The 19,234-nt window shown below is 68.0% G+C and carries 15 protein-coding genes; 13 read left to right on the top strand and 2 right to left on the bottom strand.

The window, feature by feature from the left end; genetic code table 11:
- The 4 genes from ACJ8AN_RS03490 to ACJ8AN_RS03475 form a co-directional block, all read left to right on the top strand.
- Window positions 1-478: hypothetical protein (locus tag ACJ8AN_RS03490; RefSeq protein WP_407753772.1), on the top strand; the 478-nt coding region annotated here is incomplete at its 5' end.
- Between the two features lie 41 nt (window positions 479-519).
- Window positions 520-1,884 (top strand): hypothetical protein, encoded by a 1,365-nt coding sequence (locus ACJ8AN_RS03485; protein ID WP_407753771.1) that lies wholly within the window; start codon window positions 520-522, stop codon window positions 1,882-1,884.
- 633 nt (window positions 1,885-2,517) lie between these two features.
- Window positions 2,518-7,017: a hypothetical protein gene (locus tag ACJ8AN_RS03480; RefSeq protein ID WP_407753770.1), complete on the top strand. Its 4,500-nt coding sequence runs from the start codon at window positions 2,518-2,520 to the stop codon at window positions 7,015-7,017.
- Window positions 7,018-7,033: 16 nt separating this feature from the next.
- Entirely contained in the window at window positions 7,034-8,512 is a 1,479-nt protein-coding gene (locus ACJ8AN_RS03475; protein WP_407753769.1) for a hypothetical protein, read from the top strand.
- 15 nt (window positions 8,513-8,527) lie between these two features.
- Here ACJ8AN_RS03475 and ACJ8AN_RS03470 read toward each other — a convergent pair whose 3' ends face one another.
- Window positions 8,528-9,025, bottom strand: coding sequence for a sterol desaturase family protein (locus ACJ8AN_RS03470; RefSeq protein ID WP_407753768.1), 498 nt, complete (start codon window positions 9,023-9,025; stop codon window positions 8,528-8,530).
- 114 nt (window positions 9,026-9,139) lie between these two features.
- Here ACJ8AN_RS03470 and ACJ8AN_RS03465 point away from each other — a divergent pair, with 114 nt between their 5' ends.
- The 3 genes from ACJ8AN_RS03465 to ACJ8AN_RS03455 are packed head-to-tail and all read left to right on the top strand — an operon-like array spanning window position 9,140 to window position 12,301.
- A complete protein-coding gene (locus ACJ8AN_RS03465; RefSeq protein WP_407753767.1) occupies window positions 9,140-9,850 on the top strand; it encodes a TetR/AcrR family transcriptional regulator in 711 nt (236 codons plus the stop codon).
- Window positions 9,851-9,894: 44 nt separating this feature from the next.
- The gene (locus ACJ8AN_RS03460) at window positions 9,895-10,536 is read left to right on the top strand and encodes a lytic transglycosylase domain-containing protein (protein ID WP_407753766.1); all 642 of its coding nucleotides are present in this window, start codon (window positions 9,895-9,897) and stop codon (window positions 10,534-10,536) included.
- A gap of 58 nt (window positions 10,537-10,594) precedes the next feature.
- On the top strand, window positions 10,595-12,301 hold the full coding sequence (locus tag ACJ8AN_RS03455; RefSeq protein WP_407753765.1) for a vWA domain-containing protein: 1,707 nt from the start codon (window positions 10,595-10,597) through the stop codon (window positions 12,299-12,301).
- Here the strand turns inward: ACJ8AN_RS03455 and nagB are convergent.
- Window positions 12,298-13,038: a glucosamine-6-phosphate deaminase gene (gene nagB, locus ACJ8AN_RS03450; protein WP_407753764.1), complete on the bottom strand. Its 741-nt coding sequence runs from the start codon at window positions 13,036-13,038 to the stop codon at window positions 12,298-12,300. The two genes, ACJ8AN_RS03455 and nagB, sit on opposite strands and share 4 nt — an antisense overlap.
- A gap of 258 nt (window positions 13,039-13,296) precedes the next feature.
- Between nagB and ACJ8AN_RS03445 the strand changes: the two genes are divergently transcribed.
- The 6 genes from ACJ8AN_RS03445 to ACJ8AN_RS03420 form a co-directional block, all read left to right on the top strand.
- Window positions 13,297-14,334 (top strand): 6-phosphofructokinase, encoded by a 1,038-nt coding sequence (locus ACJ8AN_RS03445; protein ID WP_407753763.1) that lies wholly within the window; start codon window positions 13,297-13,299, stop codon window positions 14,332-14,334.
- A 17-nt stretch (window positions 14,335-14,351) separates the two neighbouring features.
- Window positions 14,352-15,125: a xanthine dehydrogenase accessory protein XdhC gene (gene xdhC, locus ACJ8AN_RS03440; RefSeq protein WP_407753762.1), complete on the top strand. Its 774-nt coding sequence runs from the start codon at window positions 14,352-14,354 to the stop codon at window positions 15,123-15,125.
- A 93-nt stretch (window positions 15,126-15,218) separates the two neighbouring features.
- Window positions 15,219-16,235: an alkaline phosphatase family protein gene (locus ACJ8AN_RS03435; RefSeq protein ID WP_407753761.1), complete on the top strand. Its 1,017-nt coding sequence runs from the start codon at window positions 15,219-15,221 to the stop codon at window positions 16,233-16,235.
- A 69-nt stretch (window positions 16,236-16,304) separates the two neighbouring features.
- The gene (locus ACJ8AN_RS03430) at window positions 16,305-17,102 is read left to right on the top strand and encodes an endonuclease/exonuclease/phosphatase family protein (protein WP_407753760.1); all 798 of its coding nucleotides are present in this window, start codon (window positions 16,305-16,307) and stop codon (window positions 17,100-17,102) included.
- 111 nt (window positions 17,103-17,213) lie between these two features.
- Window positions 17,214-18,050 (top strand): aldose epimerase, encoded by an 837-nt coding sequence (locus ACJ8AN_RS03425; RefSeq protein ID WP_407753759.1) that lies wholly within the window; start codon window positions 17,214-17,216, stop codon window positions 18,048-18,050.
- Window positions 18,051-18,059: 9 nt separating this feature from the next.
- On the top strand, window positions 18,060-19,234 hold a 1,175-nt coding region (locus tag ACJ8AN_RS03420), incomplete at its 3' end, for a threonine synthase (protein ID WP_407753758.1).

Genomic DNA, 19,234 nt, shown 5'->3' with positions numbered 1-19,234 from the left:
CTGGCTCGACATGGACCAGGCCGCCTTCTACGAGGAGGAGTGGGCCGCGTCCGCCGACATCTCCAAACCCGTCTTCACCAGCGGCATCGCGGCCTTCGTCCACGGCGTCTGGTGGGATCCGGATGGCTTCACCGAGGCGGGTGGCGCCGGAGGCATGACGAAGACCCGCTATCAGAACCCCATCTACGTCGTCGACTTCCTTCGTCTGGTCAAGCTGGAGACGAGCCAGCGGGCCATATCCATCCGCGAGCCCTACCCCGAACTCTTGCGGATCCATCAACTCCGCAAGCTGTACCAGTTCAAAGTTCTCTATTCAGATGAGCTCAGCCTGCCAGCGGAGTGCAGGGCTCACAATCACGACATGTGGCGCGATGAAGAAGAGCTTGGCACTCTCACCATCCGAAAGGGACACCTCCAGTACACGATGGAGTCGGCGGACGTCAGGACGACGCTCAAGAAGATCTACCGGTTACGTTGAGTTCGACGAAATTCCAAGGGCGGCATCTCCTGGAATCGAAGATGCGAACGCTTCTGATTTTCCTCCTGCTCGCCACGACCGCGGCCGTACCCGCCGAGGCGCAACGGGAGCAGCCTCCGCTCGAGCCCGGGAAACCCCAGGTCGGCAAGCGCGCGGCGGAGGCTCCGGATGTGGCCTCCGAGAGTGGGAGCGCCCCCCTCGTGGAGCGTATCCAGAAGAGCCACGGCGCCAGCTACGCGGGTCCGGCAGCGATATCCCTGGCTCCCGAAGTGGCGCCTGTTGCGCTCGCCGTGCCCCCCGTCGCCCAAGCGCTCCATGACTGGTACGCCGCGGAGATTCGCAAGGACAACACGGCCCTTGCCGGGAAACTGCGGAAGCTCAAGCCCGGCACCTACAACGGCTTCCTGGCGCGGCACGAAACCAGGGCGCTGGAGTGCGTCGCCCGGCTGCCCGCGGAGCTCCAACCCAAAGTAGACACGTTCCTATCGGCCAGCGAGACAGAGGCGCAGGAGGCCGCCGTCCGCGAGCTCCAGAAGGCCCTCGAGGGACAATCCCGAGAGGTTCTCGACTGCATGGACGCCGCGCTGGTGAAACTGGACAGCCGCGGAGTGCTCGTCGGCGGGCTGGTGTGGGGGAAGACCCCCGAGGGAAGCGAGAAGCTCAAGCCGACCCGCTACAGCCCCGGACGGGTGTTCATCCTGCGGCCCCAGGTGCTCACCGCCTGGCCCGGCCGGGCCGACTCCGCGCTGCGCGTACTGGACCCACGCCAAGGCCCTTGGACGGTGCTGCTGGCGCACACCTATGAAGAGGTGGTCGGGACACACGAGCAGAAATGGAAGGGACTGGAGACCACCCGGGCCACGGACTACCTCCGGCAGACGAACAATGGACACTTCCTGCTGGTCGATGATGACGGGGCCGCCCTGGGCTGGCTCGACATGGACCAGGCCGCCTTCTACGAGGAGGAGTGGGCTGCGTCCGCCGACATCTCCAAACCCGTCTTCACCAGCGGCATCGCGGCCTTCGTCCACGGCGTCTGGTGGGATCCAGATGGCTTCACCGAGGCGGGTGGCACCGGAGGCATGACGACGACCCGCTATCAGAACCCCATCTACGTCATCGACTTCCTTCGTCTGGTCAAGCTGGAGACGAGCCAACGGGCCGTGTCCATCCGCGAGCCCTACCCCGAGCTCTTGCGGATCCATCACCTCCGCAAACTCTATCAGTACAAGGCTCGCTACAAAGATGAGCTCACCCTACCAGCGGAGTGCAGTGCCCCCAATCACCACGTATGGAGCACCGACGAGGACCTCGGCGTCTTCCGGCTCGACAAGGGACGACTCCAGTATACGATGAGGTCGGCGGACGTCAGGACGACGCTCAAGAAGATCTACCGGTTACGCTGAGAGCAGGGGGCCATGGGAGACAATCTCTATCCTTTCGTCAAGCGGGAGGAATACCAGCTGGACATGGCTGTGATTCTTCAATCTTCCCGCCTCTACCCTATCGACGGGTACGAGATACTACCCGAGCTCCTGGCCCATGCAACCCGCTACCACTTCCTCCTGGTTCCCCTCCTTGGCCAGTTCAACCAACACACCCGCGTGGACAATTGGTGCGGTCGTACCTCGGCTTCGATGCTGTGGAACTACCACCGGCTCGTCTCCGGCCAGGTGCACTCCCGTGACGATTACATCACCCACTGGCGAGGTAGCGACGGCAAGGGCCAGATGAACCTACGCTACCCCGGAGGCGATATCGCTTTCGTCCTACCCGACGGCCGCTATTCCTTCCTGACGCAACTTCAGCAGGCTTTCCAGGACGTCAAGCAAGAGGAAGCGTGTGTTCTGCCAGACAATGCTTCAGACCGCGACGGGCGCCTCCAAGCAGCAGAGGAAATCCGCGCGTCCCTGGACAAACAGCGGTGCCACCTGGGCTCTATACTCAAATCCCTCGAGGACAACAACCCAGTCATTCTCTATACAGGCATGTCCACCTCATACGGTGGACATATCATTCTCGTTTGTGGTTATTGCGAGATGCCTGACCGCGACGGCAGCCTCAAACTCTGGCTGCTCATCGCGGACCCATCTCCCCCCAAGACCAACAAGGGACCCATGTGCACCCCGGTGGGGACGGGGCTCGAAGACGACTACCTGTTCCTCTCGAAGCTGCAAGAGGGACAGAACGCCCTCGTCTCCATCATCAATGGCGCATGGGCATGTTCGCGCGGCTACCTCTATCTCATGAGGGCCAGCAAGTTCTTCGAGAGAAATACTCACAGTCCCGCGGCGAAGATCTTGTGGCTGGATGATCTCCTGAATGAGAAAGTCGGTGGCTTCTTCATCCACAAGACCACACCGACCCCACTCGACCCCCGGGTCGTCCTCACGAAGAACGTCATCAACAATCTCTGCTTCCCGTTCCAGCGAGTCCCCTATGTCCTGACAAGCCCCATCCATTACTACACACGGGCGGAAACAGCGGGTTCGGGGTTCTACCCTCTCGGCTCGAACCAGGCGCTGCACGGGGGAGTCCACCTGCCACTCCCCATTCCCGAAACCCACTGGGTCAAGAGCAGCGCGCCGGGCTACATCGTGGCGGCGCGGCTCTCGAAGAACGGAACCGCCGAACCCGTCCGCGAGTTCCTCAACAACCACAACGGCTTCGTGCTCGTCCGTCACGAGGTCGTGGAGACCAACAAGGGAGATGTGAGCGACCCGAGTCCGGGCAGCGCGAAGAGCCCTGCCTCCAAGCCCGTGCCCTTCTACAGCTTGTACATGCACATGATGCCCACGAGCTGGCCGGATGAGGTGAGCGATCCCTATCAGGACGTGCCCTGGCTTCGTCGCTTCTTCCTGGCCCGCCACGGAGCCGTGGTGAACCTGGACAGCAAGAGTGGCTCCATCGGTCAGCTCCTCTGGTCCGCCGAGAAGGCGGATATTGAAAACAATGGATGCAAGACCTACGCGTCACCGACGAATCTCGATTTGTCGACACAGGAGCGAAAGCTCCGTCAAGGCAATCGCTACCTGGGCTACGCCAAGGCCCCGCCAGGCGACATGCTACAGGCTCATGAGGCGCTCAGCTCCGGCTCGGTCGTGACGTTCTCGGGTCCGTTCCTTCCCGTGAATCATGGTGAAATGCTCGGCTTCCTCAGCCCACAGCCAAGGAAATATGAGCCGCAGGCCTGGCTTCACTGGGAGATCCTGGCGCCCACGGCGAGGGAGAATGCGATCCAGAAGGTGTGGGACCTGGCCCAAAAACAGTTCAAACTGACACTTCCCCGGGTAGCCGAGGCCGGGGAGAACAAACAGGACAATCTGCTCGAGGAGGACGAGGTCAGAAGCCTGCTGCTGGAAAAGCTGCCCATGGGGGACGACAGGACGCTCTTCCAATACATCCTGCCCGCTATCAAGGAGCGGGATTACGAGGGATTCCGCGATGTGATGAGCCGCTTCATGAGCGGGCTCTCGAAGTTTGTTCACCAGCCAGCCCGGCAGAAGCTCATCAAGCCCAGGTTCGAGACCGGGGATGAACAGGAGCTGAAGCGCCTCGCCACGCAGCTCTATGCCGTCACCCTCGAGATCGACAACAAGCAGTACCGTGTCGCTACCTCCAGGAAGAACCCCGCCCCCTATCATCTAGGCCTCACCTACTACGGAGAGGCGCCCAAGGGCCGGGAAGGCCCCGTCATCGCCCGGGCGGATGTGGAACTGACCGAAGCGGACCTCGCGCAGGACAAGATCGAGCTCCACCTCCAGGTGCCGGCGAGCGCGGTCACTGTCGATATCGACTGCCCCCAGTTCCATCTGGACTCCGGAGGCGCGGGCGGGCCGGTGGACACAAGTCTGGCCCAGGCCTTCATCGAGGCGCGCTGGCGGGGCCTCGTGCTCAAGCACGCCAGCGAATGGAGCCCCGCCGGGTTGGACTCACTCGTTCGCAAGCTCTGCGAGCATGACTTGATGGACATTCCTCCCGGAGGCGTCGACAAGGCCGTCGAGGCGGTCAGGCCGAGCTCGTGGTACGGGGTCGACCTGAGGAAGACGGACAAGCCCAACGCCCCGGTCGAGATTCCCATCCTGGGCACCGACGGCAACGAGCTGTCCCTCTTCGACGCGAGCCAGGGCATGCTGCCCGTGAAGAATGGCAGCGGTGAGGTGCTCAACGTCCACCCGGTCACCTTCCTGTGGCTGCTCAAGCTGATGCAGAAGGGGGACCTCTGCAGCCTCGTCACGGAGTTCAAGCCGGACCTGAGCGAAGAGGGAAAGGACAGCCCTCTGTTCTGGGGCTGGTTCCCTCACGAGGAGCGGCCCCGGCGCATGGGCGAGCCCCTGAGCGTGGTCTCCCTCCGGCAGGACTGGGGCGCCGGGCCGGTCACCCTGGTGGCCGAGCGCCTCGACTCAGGGCCTGCCGGTACGCCCCGCGTGCTCGAGCTCGCGACGGGCAACTACGCCGACGGCGTCTTCTCCTCGCGGATTGCCCCCTGGTTCTGGGGACGGTGGATGCTCAAGGTCAAGGGCTACGAGGGCGCGAGTCCACGGCCGCAAGGCGGCGTCGAGCCGCCGGTCTCCCTCGAGGTCCTCCCACCCAGGCTCGCGGCCACCTTCGAGCCCCAGAAGGATGCCAGGACAGGTCTGTACAGCGCGGAGCTCCACTTCACCGAGAGCTGCCCGGAGTCACTCGGGGGCTACCTCACCTACGCGTTCACCCAGGTCCCCCACCCCGCCGACTCGGAATTTCCCCAGGCGGAGAACTGGCTCCTGGACGCCCAGACGGCCGGCTACATCGAGGGCCTCAAGAAGGGCGAGAAGAACGTCACCGCGCACTACACGCTGAGCGATTACCTGAGCGCCTCGGACGGTGCGCATCGGGTGAGTGTGGATCTCTGCAAGGCGGTCGAGCGCTTCCGCAAGGCCTGCAAGGCCGTGCTGCGGGTGAGCGGCCTTTCCGAGGACGGCCATACCGCCACGCTGGAGGTCCAGGGCCGCGCCCAGCTCGCGCCCCTCCAGCAATGCGCCGAGCAGCAGGCCAGGGCCTTCGACACCTCCATCGAGGTTCGCGAGCTGGAGCGGGAAGTGGGGCGGAAGAAGAAGAAGGTCATCCAGCTCGAGCTCACCGCCACGCGGCGTCCCCCGCCCCTCGTGTGGCAGGAGGCGAGTTGCTGCAACAATGTGTATGCGCTCCGGGTACCTCCCGACGACGGGGCCTTCAAGCGCGAGGGGGACTTCCTGACGGGCCTCAAGTCCCCGAAGGCGAAGGACGCCTGGGTCTCGGCCCATTACGCGTGGAGCCAATACCGCAAGGCCGCGGGCGGTGGGGACTTCAAGCTGAGCAGGCACCTCGCGGATCAACTCGAGGCGTTGCGCGGCAGCGTCAAGTTCAAGGTGTTCCTCCAGGCGCTGAGCACGGACGGGCTCACGGTGGGCGTGCGCTGCGAGAACTGGAAGAAGAACAAGGACACGCTCCAGGCCCAGGCCGCGCTGCTCCGGTATCGTAGGGACGGACGGGACCAGGGCTCGTTCCTACCGGAGCGCCTGGTCTTCAAACGGCTCCCACTGCCCGGAGAGACCGGCCCGGAGGGAGCGGAGGTCCTGGTGCTTTCCGTGAAGCAGCCCCCGCTCGACACCTCCGGGTGGCTCCGCTTCGAGTTCGATCCCCGCGACATCTTCGCAGAGCTCCTGCGGCAGGCCGCGCCCGCGCCGAATGAGCGGGTCTGGCTCAAGACCGCCTTCGTCGCGCCCAACTGCTACCACGTCGAGCATTACGAGGGCCCCTCCCGTACGCCCGCCCCGGCGCCGCGGGGTCCCGCTGTCGCCGAGAGCCTGCGCTCCGAGGTCGAGGGCGTCTTCAAGACACTCGCCCGGCCAGGCTTCGAAGCCGTACGCGTGAGCGTCGTGGGGCAAGCCCTCTCCATCTGTGTCCCCCTCCGGGGCGCCAGGGCGGACTGGACCAACGCGAAGCCCGCCATCTCCGTCGACGGCAAGGAACAGCAGGTGAAGCCGAGCGCCGCCGGGCTCGTGTACACGCTCCCGCTCACCTCCAGCACGCCGGACACCCCCACCGCTGGCAACAAGCAGAAGCTGTCCATCAAGGCCTCCATCACCAATGGCGATGCCATGTTCGACGGAGAGCGGATCAGCATCGAGCCGGTGTCGTGGGAGGGAAATACCGTTCCCCGGTTCATCGGCCCGCTGGTGGCCGAGGAGCAACCTGGAAAGGTGACGCTTCGCGCCCGGGTCTACTGCTGCCCGACCCGCGCGCCCCTCCCGAAGCTCCATTACACCCTCGTGAGCGAGCCGCCGCCCGCGGCCGGCGCGAAACGGAAGAAACAGCGCCCCAGCCAGGGCTTCGTGCCCAATGCCCGCGTCAGCTACACGGGAGTGGACCTCGAGGGCCTCTTCGAGGCGGAGTTCTCCACCCGGCCGGGGGAGTCCTACCGCTTCGAGCTCGTCCCAGGCACGGCCGACGGAATGCTCCTGGGTGCACCCGTGGAATCGCTCCATCTCGACTACACCGCTCCGGCCGAGAGCCGCTGAGCAGCGAGGTCCCCTCATGGCGGATACAACCCCCTCCCAGGCCGCATCGAATGACAAGGACAGTCAGCCCCAGCGGACCTCGCTCCGGATGGAGCTGGGTTTCGTGGGAACCTTCCGTCTGGTGGCCTCGCCCATCACGGAGCTCACGCTCAACCGGCCCACGAGCCCCCCGGCAACCGGCGTCATCACCGTCGACCGGCTCAAGAAGCCCATCGTGGTGACGGGCACCTACAAGGGCACGACGGAAAAGGTCATCCCCGCGAACCTCGTATGGATCGTCCATTCCTACGAGCCCCCTGATTACAACGAGGTGGCGATCCCTGGCCGGATGCACATCGACGCGGAGGGCCACTTCCAGTTCAAGGCGACGAAGGCGGACAACCCGGAAGGCCACCCGGAGCTCGACGTCCTACGGCATCGGCTCTTCGGAAAGGGCTCGGTGGGCTACCGCCTCACGCCGCAATACCCCCATGCGCCGAGCGAGACGATGCCGCCGGGACTCATCGAGTTCGACAACGCGCTGGACGTGAAGTTCAAACCCGTGCCCCACCCGGCCATGGGCTCGCGCCTCCCGTTCATGCTCGACAAGGACTGGGCCGTCGAGCAGCTCCTCGAGTCCGGCCACAAGGTCCTCCTCGTCATCGACGAGGACGACACGGGGGAAGCCAAGGTCAAGAAGGGCTACCAGGACCTGCGGGTCGAGCTGGCGTGGAATCATGCGACCATGGACGAGGAGCTGTCCTGGTTGATCGGCTGTAGCGCGACCAGCATCCCGGAGAACCCACGGCTCGACTACCCGGAGGCCACCGAGGAGAAGGGCTTCGAGTTCTCCTACCGGCTGCTCATCGAGCTACCCGAGCCCAAGCCCGGACCCAAGGGGAAGAAGGTCAAGGCGCCGGCTCCCATCGAGGCCCGAAAGGCCCAACCCCTCGTGAAGGTTGCCCGGCCCGCGATCGAGAGCTTTTCGCTCTCCTTCGAGCCCGCGGGTGAGGGGCACGAAGCGCGGCTGGTGGCGCGAGGGGAGATGTCCGGTCTGGCTCGGAACATCATCCCCACGGTCGACCTCAGCCTCTGGCGCAGGGCGGGCAAGGACGCGAGCAGGTTCACGCGGGTCAACGGCCCTCTGACCATCGCCGTGGATGCCGGCCGATTCGAGGCCCCGGTCCATACACTGCCCATCGACCCCGAGTCCCTCGGAGAAGACCCCCTCTGGACGTGGGCTTCCGCCTACGCGCAACCCGGCGCGGGCGCCAAGCCGGAGCCGACCCTGTTCGCCACGGTGTGCTTCAACCCGGGGCACCTGAGCCAACCGAAGCTGCCCGCGTGCGCCTCACTGGATTTCGATGCCGGAAGCTTCGAGGCCTTCGATGAAGGCAAGGGTGTCATCACCAGCCCGCTGAAGGGCGGCAGCATCTGCTCCTCCGAGTCCAAGAGCGGCTCCGCCCCGGTGGCCAGCCTGCTGACCTTGTTCACGCGGGCCTCTTCCGGAGGCTGACCTCTTCGCCCCGGCTCAGGCGGCCGGGACCCGGGCCTCCGCGGGCTCGGCCTGCCCCAGGTACTTGCGGCGCGTGCCCATCACGTAGTCGAAGAGCGGGTACGTCACGCACCAGTTCGCGTTCTGGTCCTTGCCCATGTGGTGGTCGTAGTGCCACGGCAGGTGCTCGCGCGCCCAGTCCTCGTCCAGGTGCGCCCGCCGGTGCACCACGTAGTACAGCACCGTCGAGGCCCACACCGTCGCCACGAACCACGGGGCCCATTTGAGCAGCGGCACGTGCCCCACCACGATGGCCGCCAGCCCCAGCAGCTCCTTGCTCTGCGGCGCCCACTTCCACAGCGGCCCCCGGTACTGCTCGTCCACCATCTCGTGCCGCCTCGAGCGCTGGTGGTGCTCGTGCCAGTGGAAGCTCCAGATGCTGTCGTGTCGCCTGCCCAACCCGTGCAGCACGTACCGGTGCAGCAGCCACTCGCCGAAGTTGGAGTACGCCAGGCCCAGTGGAATTCCCATCATCTCGCCAGCTCCTTTCGCGAACGCCCGGGCACCCCGGCGCCCCGCATGAAAAGATGACCATCTGGTCATCAAAAGAATGACCATCCAGTCACCCTTTGTGAGATGGGCGAGCCCATGTCCCCCAGGAAGCCCCCAGAGCGTCCGCAGGTAGCGCCCCAGGGAGTCCGAGAGGCCAACCGCCGCGAGCGGGAGAAGGCCCTGAGCGACGCGGCGCTCGTGCTCTTCCTCGCGCGAGGGCTGGACGGCGTCACCATCGACGACATCACCCAGGCGGCCGGCGTGGCCAAGGGCACCTTCTACCGGTACTTCGAGGACAAGGCGGCGCTGGTGGACTTCCTCCTCGAGCCGGTGCGGCGCGAGCTCCTCCAGGGCCTGGTGGTGTGCGGCGAGGCGCTGGAGGCCGCGCGCGAGGTGGAGGCCATGTTCGACGCCTACCGCGCCGTGGCCGCCGTCATCGCCGGGGCCATCCTCCAGCACCCCGGCGTGGTGCGGCTCTACCTCCAGGAGTGCCGCGGGCCCGCCGTGGGTGCCCGGGTGAAGCTCGTCGAGGTGGCCCGCCTCATCTCCCACCACGCGGTGGAAATCACCCGCAAGGCCCATACCCACGGGCTGCTGCGCCCCATCCGCCCCGCCGTCAGTGGGCTGGCCGTGGTGGGCGCCGTGGAGCGCCTGCTGCTCGCCGTCCTCAGCGAGGAGGAGGACGTGGGCAACCCGCTGGAATTGCCCGACGCCCTCACCACCCTCGTGCTCGATGGGCTGCGCCTGCCCCGGCAGGGCAACACGTCCGCCCGCCGGAAGTTGGACGGAAAGCCCGGCCGCCCGTAAGGAAGGAAGCCGTGCGGCGGAGACGGGACAGGGGGTTTCCTTGGGTGAGGGTGGGGCTGTGCGCCCTGGTGCCGCTCGTGCTGCTCAACGTGGCGGTGGCCTTCTTCGGCAACACCACCGTGCCGCCCCTCTCCCTGTCGTTCCTCGACGAGAAGGCGCAGGCCCTGGCCGCCTACGCGCGCCACCGGCCCTCCTGCCTGCTCGGGGGCCACCCGGAGCTCTCGCCCCTCATCCGCGACACCGAGCGCCGCCACCGCCTGCCTCCCGGCCTGCTCGAGGCGCTCGTCGAGGTGGAGTCCAACACCGAGCCCCACCGCATCTCCCCCGCGGGTGCCATGGGCCCTGGCCAGCTCATGCCCTCCACCGCCAGCCTCCTGCGCGTGGAGGACCCCTTCGACCCCGCCCCGGCCATTGACGGGAGCGCGCGCTACCTCGCCGAGCAGCTCGCGCGCTTCCGCGGCAACGTGACGCTCGCGGTGGCCGCCTACAACGCCGGGCCCGGCAACGTGGACGGCCGCGTGCCCCGCAACGGCGAGACGGAGCTCTACGTGGACAAGGTGCTCACCGCCTACGAGCGCCTGCGGCCCCGTCCTCCGCCCCGGCCCCCTCCCGCCGCGAAGCGCCAGGCCCGCCCGGTGAGCGCCACGCCCCGCCATCCGCCCGTTGACCGACCCTCCGCCGGATGACGGACCTCCTCCCGATGACGGACGCGACAACCCCGCGCAACGTGCGATTCCCGCACGCATGAAACGACTCGCCGGCTTCTCGAAGCTCGCCTTCATCACCCTGGGCGTCCTGGTCCTCGTGGTGGCCACCCTCTCCGTCTTCGGCCCCAACCTGCGCAGGCTCTTCGGCGCGCACGCGGAGGCGCTCGCTGGCGGCGACGACGTCAGCACCAGCGGCATGGGGACGACCTTCCTCCAGCGCAAGTCGCTGAAGACCTTCGGGGACAACTCCGCCGGCGACGATGGCGAACCCCATGCGGCCCCGGCCCCCTCGGCGCCCCCGCCTCCCCCCGTGCGCCAGCGGGTGGTCACCCAGAGCGCGCGCATGGACATGCGCGCCGAGCCCATTCCCACCGGCAACACCCACGCCGCCGAGCGCCCCAACCCCTTCACCCTCACGGCCGAGGACCGCTTCTCCACCTTCGCGGTGGACGTGGACACCGCCTCGTACGCCCTCTTCCGCCGCCACGTCACCGAGGGCGGCCTGCCCCCGCGCGAGTCCATCCGCGTGGAAGAGTGGGTGAACTACTTCCGCTACGCCTATCCCTCGCCCGAGCAGGGGGACTTCCGGGTGGACCTCGAGGGCGCGCCCTCGCCCTTCACCCCCGGCCGCCACCTCGTGAAGGTGGGCCTGCAGGGGCGCACCATTTCCAAGAGCCAGCGCAAGCCCACGCACCTCGTCTTCCTCGTGGACACCAGCGGCTCCATGGCCAGCCCGGACAAGCTGCCGCTCGCGCAGAAGGCCATGAAGCTGATGGTGGACGGGCTCAACGAGTCGGACACCGTGGCGCTCGTCACCTACGCGGGCAGCGTGCGCGACGTGCTGCCTTCCACCCCCGCCTCCGAGCGCGAGAAGCTCTTCCTCGCCATCGACTCGCTCACCTCCGGCGGCGGCACCGACATGGGCGATGGGCTGGAGCTCGCCTACCGCCACGCCGCGAAGAAGGCCGGCTCCAAGAACGTCTCCCGCGTCATCGTCCTCACCGATGGCGACACCAACCTCGGCCGCAACCAGAGCGCCGACACCATGCTCGAGAGCATCCAGGGCTACGTGAAGGAGGGCGTCACCCTGTCCACCATCGGCCTGGGCATGGGCAACTACCGCGATGACCTGATGGAGCGGCTGGCCAACAAGGGCAACGGCAACTGCTTCTACATCGACAGCGAGCGCGAGGCCCGCCGCGTCTTCCAGGAGCGGCTCGCCGGCACGCTGGAGGTCATCGCCCAGGACGTGAAGGTGCAGGTGGAGTTCGACCCCCAGGCCGTGCGCGGCTACCGGCTGCTGGGCTACGAGAACCGCGCCATCGCCGACCGCGACTTCCGCAACGACAAGGTGGACGCGGGGGAAATCGGCGCCGGCCACACCGTCACCGCGCTCTACGAGGTGGAGCTCACCGGCGAGGGCTCGCGCGTGGCCACGGTGCGCGTGCGCGCCAAGAAGCCGGGGGGCGTGGAGGCCGCCGAGCAGCAGTTCCCCCTGGAGCGCTCGCAGCTGCATGCCGCGCTGCGGCAGGCCTCGGCCAACCTGCGCTTCGCCGCCGCCGTGGCGGGCACCGCGGACGTCCTCCGGGGCGCGCCCCAGGCCGGGGACTGGAGCCTGGCCACCGCCGAGTCGCTCGCCGAGGGCGCCGTGGAGGGCCTGAGCGACCGCGCCGAGTTCCTCGGACTGCTGCGCATGGTGCGCGAGCGCACCGCCACCTCCACGGCCCGCGGCGTGCCCTACTAGCGCGAGCCGTCCAGGCCCCGCCCGGCCTCGGCATCCACCCAGACCTCCACGTTGCCATGGAGCTGGAGGAACGAGGCCGGCCAGCGCGGGGTGATGGGGCCACGCGCCATGGCCGTCACCGCCGCCGCCTTGCCCACGCCGAAGGCCAGCAGGATGACGCGGCGCGCCTGCAGCAGCGCGCTCATGCCCAGCGTGAGCGCCGCCAGGGGCACCTTCGACACATCGTCCCCGAAGAAGGAGGCCACCGCCTGGCGCGTCTCTCGTGAGAGGCGGGCCCGGTGGCTGAGCGCCTGGAGGCTCTCGTCCGGCTCGTTGAAGGCCACGTGCCCGTTGGGCCCGATGCCCAGCAGCAGCAGGTCCATTCCCCCGGCCGCCGCGAGCTGCGCGTCGTAGCGGGCACACTCCTGCTCGGCCCGCTCCGCGCTGCCATCGAGGAAGTGGATGCGCTCGGCCGACAGGTTGACGTGCTGGAAGAGGTGCCGCTCCATGTACGCCCGGAAGCTGCCCGGGTCGTCTGGCGGCAGGCCGAGGAACTCGTCCAGGTTGAAGCTGGTGACTCGGGAGAAGTCCAACTGCCCGCGCTGGTGCAGGGCGACCAGCTCCCGGTACACGTTGAGGGGCGTCCGGCCGGTGGGCAGGCCGAGCACCAGGGACGGTTTCTCACGCACTGCGTTGGAGACGAGGGTGGCGCAGGCGGCGGCAGCTTCCGATTCCGAGGTGAAGACGCGGACGTTCAAGGCGTGCCCGTTCCCAGAGGTGTGCTTCAGCATAACGAAAGCCCACCCCTCGACAAAGCGGCGTGTCACCCGTTGCATCGGGCATGGCCCTGGCGCTGGCCCGGGTAGGGTCCCTGGCCCGGGGAGGCCCGCTCCGCCCGCTCGCCCTTCCGCCAACCGTTTTCCATTGCCCGCTGGCCGACCGCCACCGTTGCTGGCGGGCGGTTTGCGACAACTTCGCGCATGAATCGCTCGCGCGGTGGGTTAGAAGGTCACCTCATGAAAGTCGCCGTTCTCACAGGCGGGGGTGATTGCCCCGGCCTCAACGCGGTCATCCGCGCCGTCGTCCGCCGGGCCACCGCCCATGGCTTCGAGATGATGGGCCTGCGCGATGGATGGAAGGGTCTCCTCGAGGACAACCACTTCCGCCTCACGCGCGAGACCACCTCCGGCATCCTCCACCGCGGGGGCACCATCCTGGGCACCTCCCGCGTCAACCCCTTCAAGGTCGAGAACGGGTTGGAGAAGGTCAAGCGCGCCATGGAGCGCAACGACATCCACGCCGTCATCGCCATTGGCGGCGAGGGCACGCTCTCCGCGGCCACGCGCATGTCCAAGGAAGGCCTGCGGATCGTCGGCGTGCCGAAGACGATCGACAACGACCTCAACGGCACGGACTTCACCTTCGGCTTCGACACCGCGGTGTCCATCGCCACCGAGGCCATTGATCGGCTGCACTCCACCGCCGAGTCGCACAAGCGCGTCATCGTATGCGAGGTGATGGGCCGGCACGTGGGGTGGATCGCCACCTACGCGGGCATGGCGGGCGGCGCGGACGTGATTCTCGTCCCCGAGGTGCCGGCGGACCTGGTGGCCGTGGCCGACCACATCAAGAACCGGCACGCCACCGGGCGCTCGTTCTCCATCGTGGTGGTGGCCGAGGGCACGCGCATCAAGACGTCCTCGGACCAGCAGGAGCAGCTCGTCACCTCGGGCGCGCTGGACGAGGCGGGCCGGCCCCGGCTGGGCGGCGTGGGCTCCATCGTGGCCCACGAAATCGAGCAGCGCACGGGCTACGAGACGCGCGTGTCGGTGCTGGGACACATCCAGCGCGGAGGCGCGCCCACGGCGCATGATCGCGTGCTGGCCACGCGCTTCGGCGTGCACGCGTGCGACATGGTGGCCCGGGGCGAGTTCGGCAAGATGGCCGCGCTGAGGGGCAACGAAATCGTCAGCGTGGAGCTGGCCGAGGCCACGCGCGAGCTCAAGAAGGTGCCTCGGGAGTTCTTCGAGGTCGCCCAGGTCTTCTTCGGTTAGCCTGGGAGGGGATGGCCTTGTCCCCGCCCATGGACCTGTACGAGCAGATGGCGGCCCTGGTGGCCGAGGGCCGTCCCTTCGTCCTGGCCACCGTCATCGACAGCGCCGGCAGCACGCCCCAGAAGCCGGGCTCGAAGCTGGTGGTGCTCGAGGACGGAAGCCTGCGCGGCACCGTGGGTGGCGGGGCCATCGAGCATCAAATCATCCAGGCCGCCCGCGCCCTGCTGGAGTCCTCCGAAACCACGCGCGTCATCGAGACGCACCTCACGCACGAGCTGGGCATGTGCTGTGGGGGGAGGATGAAGGTGTTCCTGGAGAAGCACGGGGCACCGCCGAGGCTCACGGTGTTCGGCGCGGGGCACGTGGCACGCGAGCTGGCGGCGCTGGCGCTCCGGGTGGGCTTCCGGGTGACGGTGGTGGACGCCCGGCCCGAGTGGGCCAGCGCCGAGCGCTTCCCCGGCTGCGAGCTGCTGCTGAAGGATCCGGCGGACCACGCGCGCTCGCTGGCCGGAGGGCCCGAGCACTACTACTGCGTGACGACGCACGACCACCCGCTGGACCAGGCGGTGGTGGAGGCGCTGCTGGACAAGCCCTCGGCGTACCTGGGGGTGATTGGCAGCCGGCGCAAGGCCGAGCGCTTCCGGATGCGGCTGCGTGCCGCGGGCTTCGCCGAGTCCTCCGTCGAGCGGATGCGCTCGCCCATGGGCGTGGAGATTGGCGCGCTCTCGCCCGAGGAGATCGCCGTCTCCATCGTGGGCGAGCTCATCCGCGTGCGGCGCCAGACCGTTTGACTGTCAAACATGTTTTTCTCGGATTTCACGGGCTCCCGGGAGGCGGCTGGGAATAGCGTGGCGCGGCTTTTCCCCCCAACCCCATACAGGCTCATGAACCACAGACTGCTGAAGACGACGCTCTTCTCGCTCGCGCTGTCCCTTGCTGGCTGCGGCCCCGCCGACGCGGAGCTGGACGCCACGGCGGACGCGGACTCCCCGTCCATCGCGGATCTGCCCACGCAGCGCCAGGCCCTCACCACCTCGCGCATCAAGTACGTGTTCGTCATCGCGATGGAGAACCACGCCGCGGCGCAGATCTACGGCTCGGCCTCCGCGCCGTACATCAACGGCACGCTCATCCCCAACTACGGCCACGCCACCAACTACGTGGACAACCTGGCCTCCACCATCCCCAGCGAGCCGCACTACGTCTGGCTCGAGGCCGGCACCAACGCCTTCAGCGACCTCACCTTCACCACCGACAACGTCCCCTCCTCCGTCAACGCCACCACCAGCACCGCGCACCTGTCCACGCAGATCAAGAACGCCACCAACGGCGTGAGCTGGATGTCGTACCAGGAGGGCCTCAACTCCACGACGGGTTCCTGCCCCATCGCGGTCAACGGCTTCTACGCCCCCAAGCACGACCCGTTCCTCTTCTTCAAGGACGTCGTCGGCGCCACGCCCTCGAAGACGAACGCCTACTGCGTCGCCCACCACAAGCCCTACAGCTCGCTGGCCACCGACCTGGCCAACAAGACGGTGGCGACCTACAACTTCATCACCCCCAACCAGTGCAATGACATGCATGGCCAGTCGGGCTGCACGGACACCGACTACGTCCACGCCGGGGACGTGTGGCTGCAGAACAACCTGCCGCAGCTCATCTCGTTCTCCAACGCCAATCAGGGCCTCATCCTCGTCGTCTGGGACGAGCCCGAGACCTCCGGCACCATGCCCTTCCTCGTCATCGGGCCCCAGGTGAAGCCCAATTTCGCCAACTCCATCACCCTGTCCCACAGCTCGGTGCTCAAGTCGGTGGAGCAGATCCTCAACCTGCCCACCCTCTCCACGGTGACCTCGGCCAACGACCTCAGCAGCTTCTTCAACACCGGCACCTATCCGTAAGGCGCGCCGGCGAACGGCCCCCGCTCCCAGCCGTGGAGCGGGGGGCCCCGCTGGAGTAGAGAGGACGTCATGACGCTGAAGGTGATGACGCTCAACGTCCTCTTCGGAGGGCAGGACCGCTTCGAGGCCCTGCTCGCCCTGCTGGCCCGCGAGAGCCCGGATCTGCTCGTGCTGCAGGAGTGCCTGGGCTGGGACGATGGCGAGCGCCTGCGCCGGGTCGCCGCCGCGCTGGGCCCCGAGGGCACCGTCCACTCCCACCTGGGCAGCGCCCGCCCCCGGGGCAGCGGCAGCTGCTACCACGTGTGCGTCGTCAGCCGGCTGCCCCTGCGCTCGCTGCGCGTGCACAACGACCCGCACTTCATCGGCCACGCCCTGGTGCAGTGCGAGCTCGACGCCGGAGGCCCGCTCACCTTCTTCGGCACGCACTACGACGCGCACCACGAGAACCTCCGCTTCGTCGAGGCGCGCTACCTGCGCTCGCTGATCGACCCCGCCGCCTTCCGCGAGGGCCTCTACCTGCTCGCCGGAGATCTCAACTCCCTGTCCCGCAGGGACCCCTACCCCGTCGACCTCTCCGACCAGGTGCGCCTGGCGGGCGTGGACAAGTACGGCCATCCACCGCGCTTCGACGTCATCGACGACCTCGAGTCCTTCGGTTGGGTGGACACCCTGCGCCACCGGCCCACCTCTGCCGACTGGGTGACCGCGCGGCGCATGCACAACGGCGTGACGATCGACTACCGCACCGACTACATCTACGCGTCCCCCCGCATGGCCGAGCGGCTCGTCCACACCCGCGTCATCGACGTGGGCGAGGCCACCGACCACAACGCGGTAATGGCCACCTTCCGCACCTCCGAGCCGTAGGCCCGGCCATCCCCCCCGCACCTCATGCTCAATCACGGCCTCCGCGAGCGGTGGTACAAGAAGCTCACCGTGCGGGAGCTCCAACCGTCCGCCGGGTGAGTGGAGGTGGATATGGTGGTGCTCACGGATGGCGATTCCCGCGCCGAGCTCGTCCCTGAACGCGGGGCGCTCGTCACCCGCTTCGTCGTCGAGGGCGAGCCCATCCTCTTCCTCGACGAGAGCACCCTCGCCGACCCCACCAAGAACGTGCGTGGCGGCATCCCCGTGCTCTTCCCCTCCCCCGGTGTCCTCCCCGGCGGCACGTACACCGTCGATGGCCGCGAGGTCTCCATGCGCCGCCACGGCTTCGCCCGCGACCTGCCCTGGGAGGTGCGCGGCCAGGAGGCTTCCCGCGTGGTGCTCGCGCTCGGGCACTCGGAGCAGACGCTGCGCGAGTTCCCCTGGCGCTTCGAGGCCCGCCTCACCGTGTCGCTCGTGGGCACCGCCCTCCACCTGAGCTTCTCCGCCGAGAACCGCGACTCGCGGCCCATGCCCCTGCACCTCGGCTACCACCCGTACTTCCACGTCCCCCAGGCAAACAAGGCCGCCGCCCGCGTCGAGACCGATGCCTCGCGCGCCTGGGACAACCGCCAGGGCGCCACCGTGGCCTTCTCCGGCCTGGACCTCACCGGGCCCGAGGTGGACATGCACCTGCTCGATCACTCGCCGCAGGGCACCACGCTCGAGCGCGGCCCCGGCCTGCGCCCCGTGGAGCTCGCCTGGAGTCCCTCCTTCACCACGCTCGTGGTGTGGACGCTCGCGGGCCGCGACTTCGTCTGCGTCGAGCCCTGGACCGCCCCCGGTGGCGCACTCCAGACACACCAGGGCCTGCTCACCGTCGCCCCCGGCAGCACGTTCTCCTCCGAGTTCGAGCTCAGCGTCGAGCCCCAAGCCCGCTTCGTCCGGTAAAAGGGGGGCATGTCCTTCCTCTCCCATCTCGAGTGCTCCCGCTGCCGCAAGACGCATGACGCGGACCGCGTCCAGAACCTGTGCGACTGCGGCGGCCCGCTGCTCGTGCGCTATGACCTGAAGGCCATCGCCCGCGCCGTGCGCCCCAAAGACATCGCCGGCCGCGTCTCCTCGCTGTGGCGCTACCGAGAGGTGCTGCCCCTGCGCGACGACAAGAACCTCGTCTCGCTCGGCGAGGGCATGACGCCCCTCTTCCCGCTCCCGCGTCTGGGCTCCGAGCTGGGCCTGCCCGACCTCTGGCTCAAGGACGAGGGCCTCAACCCCACCGCCACCTTCAAGGCCCGCGGCGCCGCCACCGGCGTGAGCCGCGCCAAGGAGCTGGGAATCACCGCGCTCGCCATGCCCACCAACGGCAACGCGGGCGGTGCCTGGGCCAGCTATGGCGCTCGCGCGGGCATGTCCGTGACGCTCGTGATGCCCACCGACGCCCCCGCCATGAGCGTGCTCGAGGCCTCCGCCGTGGGCGCCCACGCGTACATGGTCCGCGGGCAGATTACGGATGCCGGTGCCATCGTCGGCCGCTCGGCCAAGGCGCACGGCTGGTTCGAGGCCGCCACCCTCAAGGAGCCGTACCGCATCGAAGGCAAGAAGACGATGGGGTACGAAATCGCCGAGCAGCTCGGCTGGAGCCTGCCCGACGTCATCCTCTACCCCACCGGCGGCGGCGTGGGCATCATCGGCATCTACAAGGCGCTGCTGGAGATGCGCGAGCTGGGCTGGCTGCCGGAGAACGTGCGCTTCCCCAAGCTCGTCGCCGTGCAGGCCGAGGGCTGCCAGCCCATCGTGAAGGCCTTCCGCGAGGGCAAGGACGTCTCCGAGAAGTGGGAGAACGCGTCCACCGTGGCCCAGGGCATCCGCGTGCCCAAGGCGCTCGGCGACTTCCTCGTGCTCCAGGCCGTGCGCGACACGGGCGGCACCTGCGTGGCCGTGCCCGACGCCGACACCCTGTGGGGCCTCGAGCGCATCAGCCGCCTGGAGGGCGCCTTCATCTGCCCCGAGGGCGCCGCGCTCGTGGGGGCCGCTCGCATGCTGCTGCGCGACGGCTGGCTCGACGCCGGCCAGCGCGTCCTCCTGCTCAACACCGGCGCCGGCATCAAGTACCCGGACGTCATGAGCCCCAAGCT

It is taken from the genome of Archangium sp., from assembly GCF_045802675.1.
In the GTDB taxonomy this organism is placed as follows: domain Bacteria; phylum Myxococcota; class Myxococcia; order Myxococcales; family Myxococcaceae; genus Archangium.
This window is presented reverse-complemented; position numbering and strand designations above follow the sequence as displayed.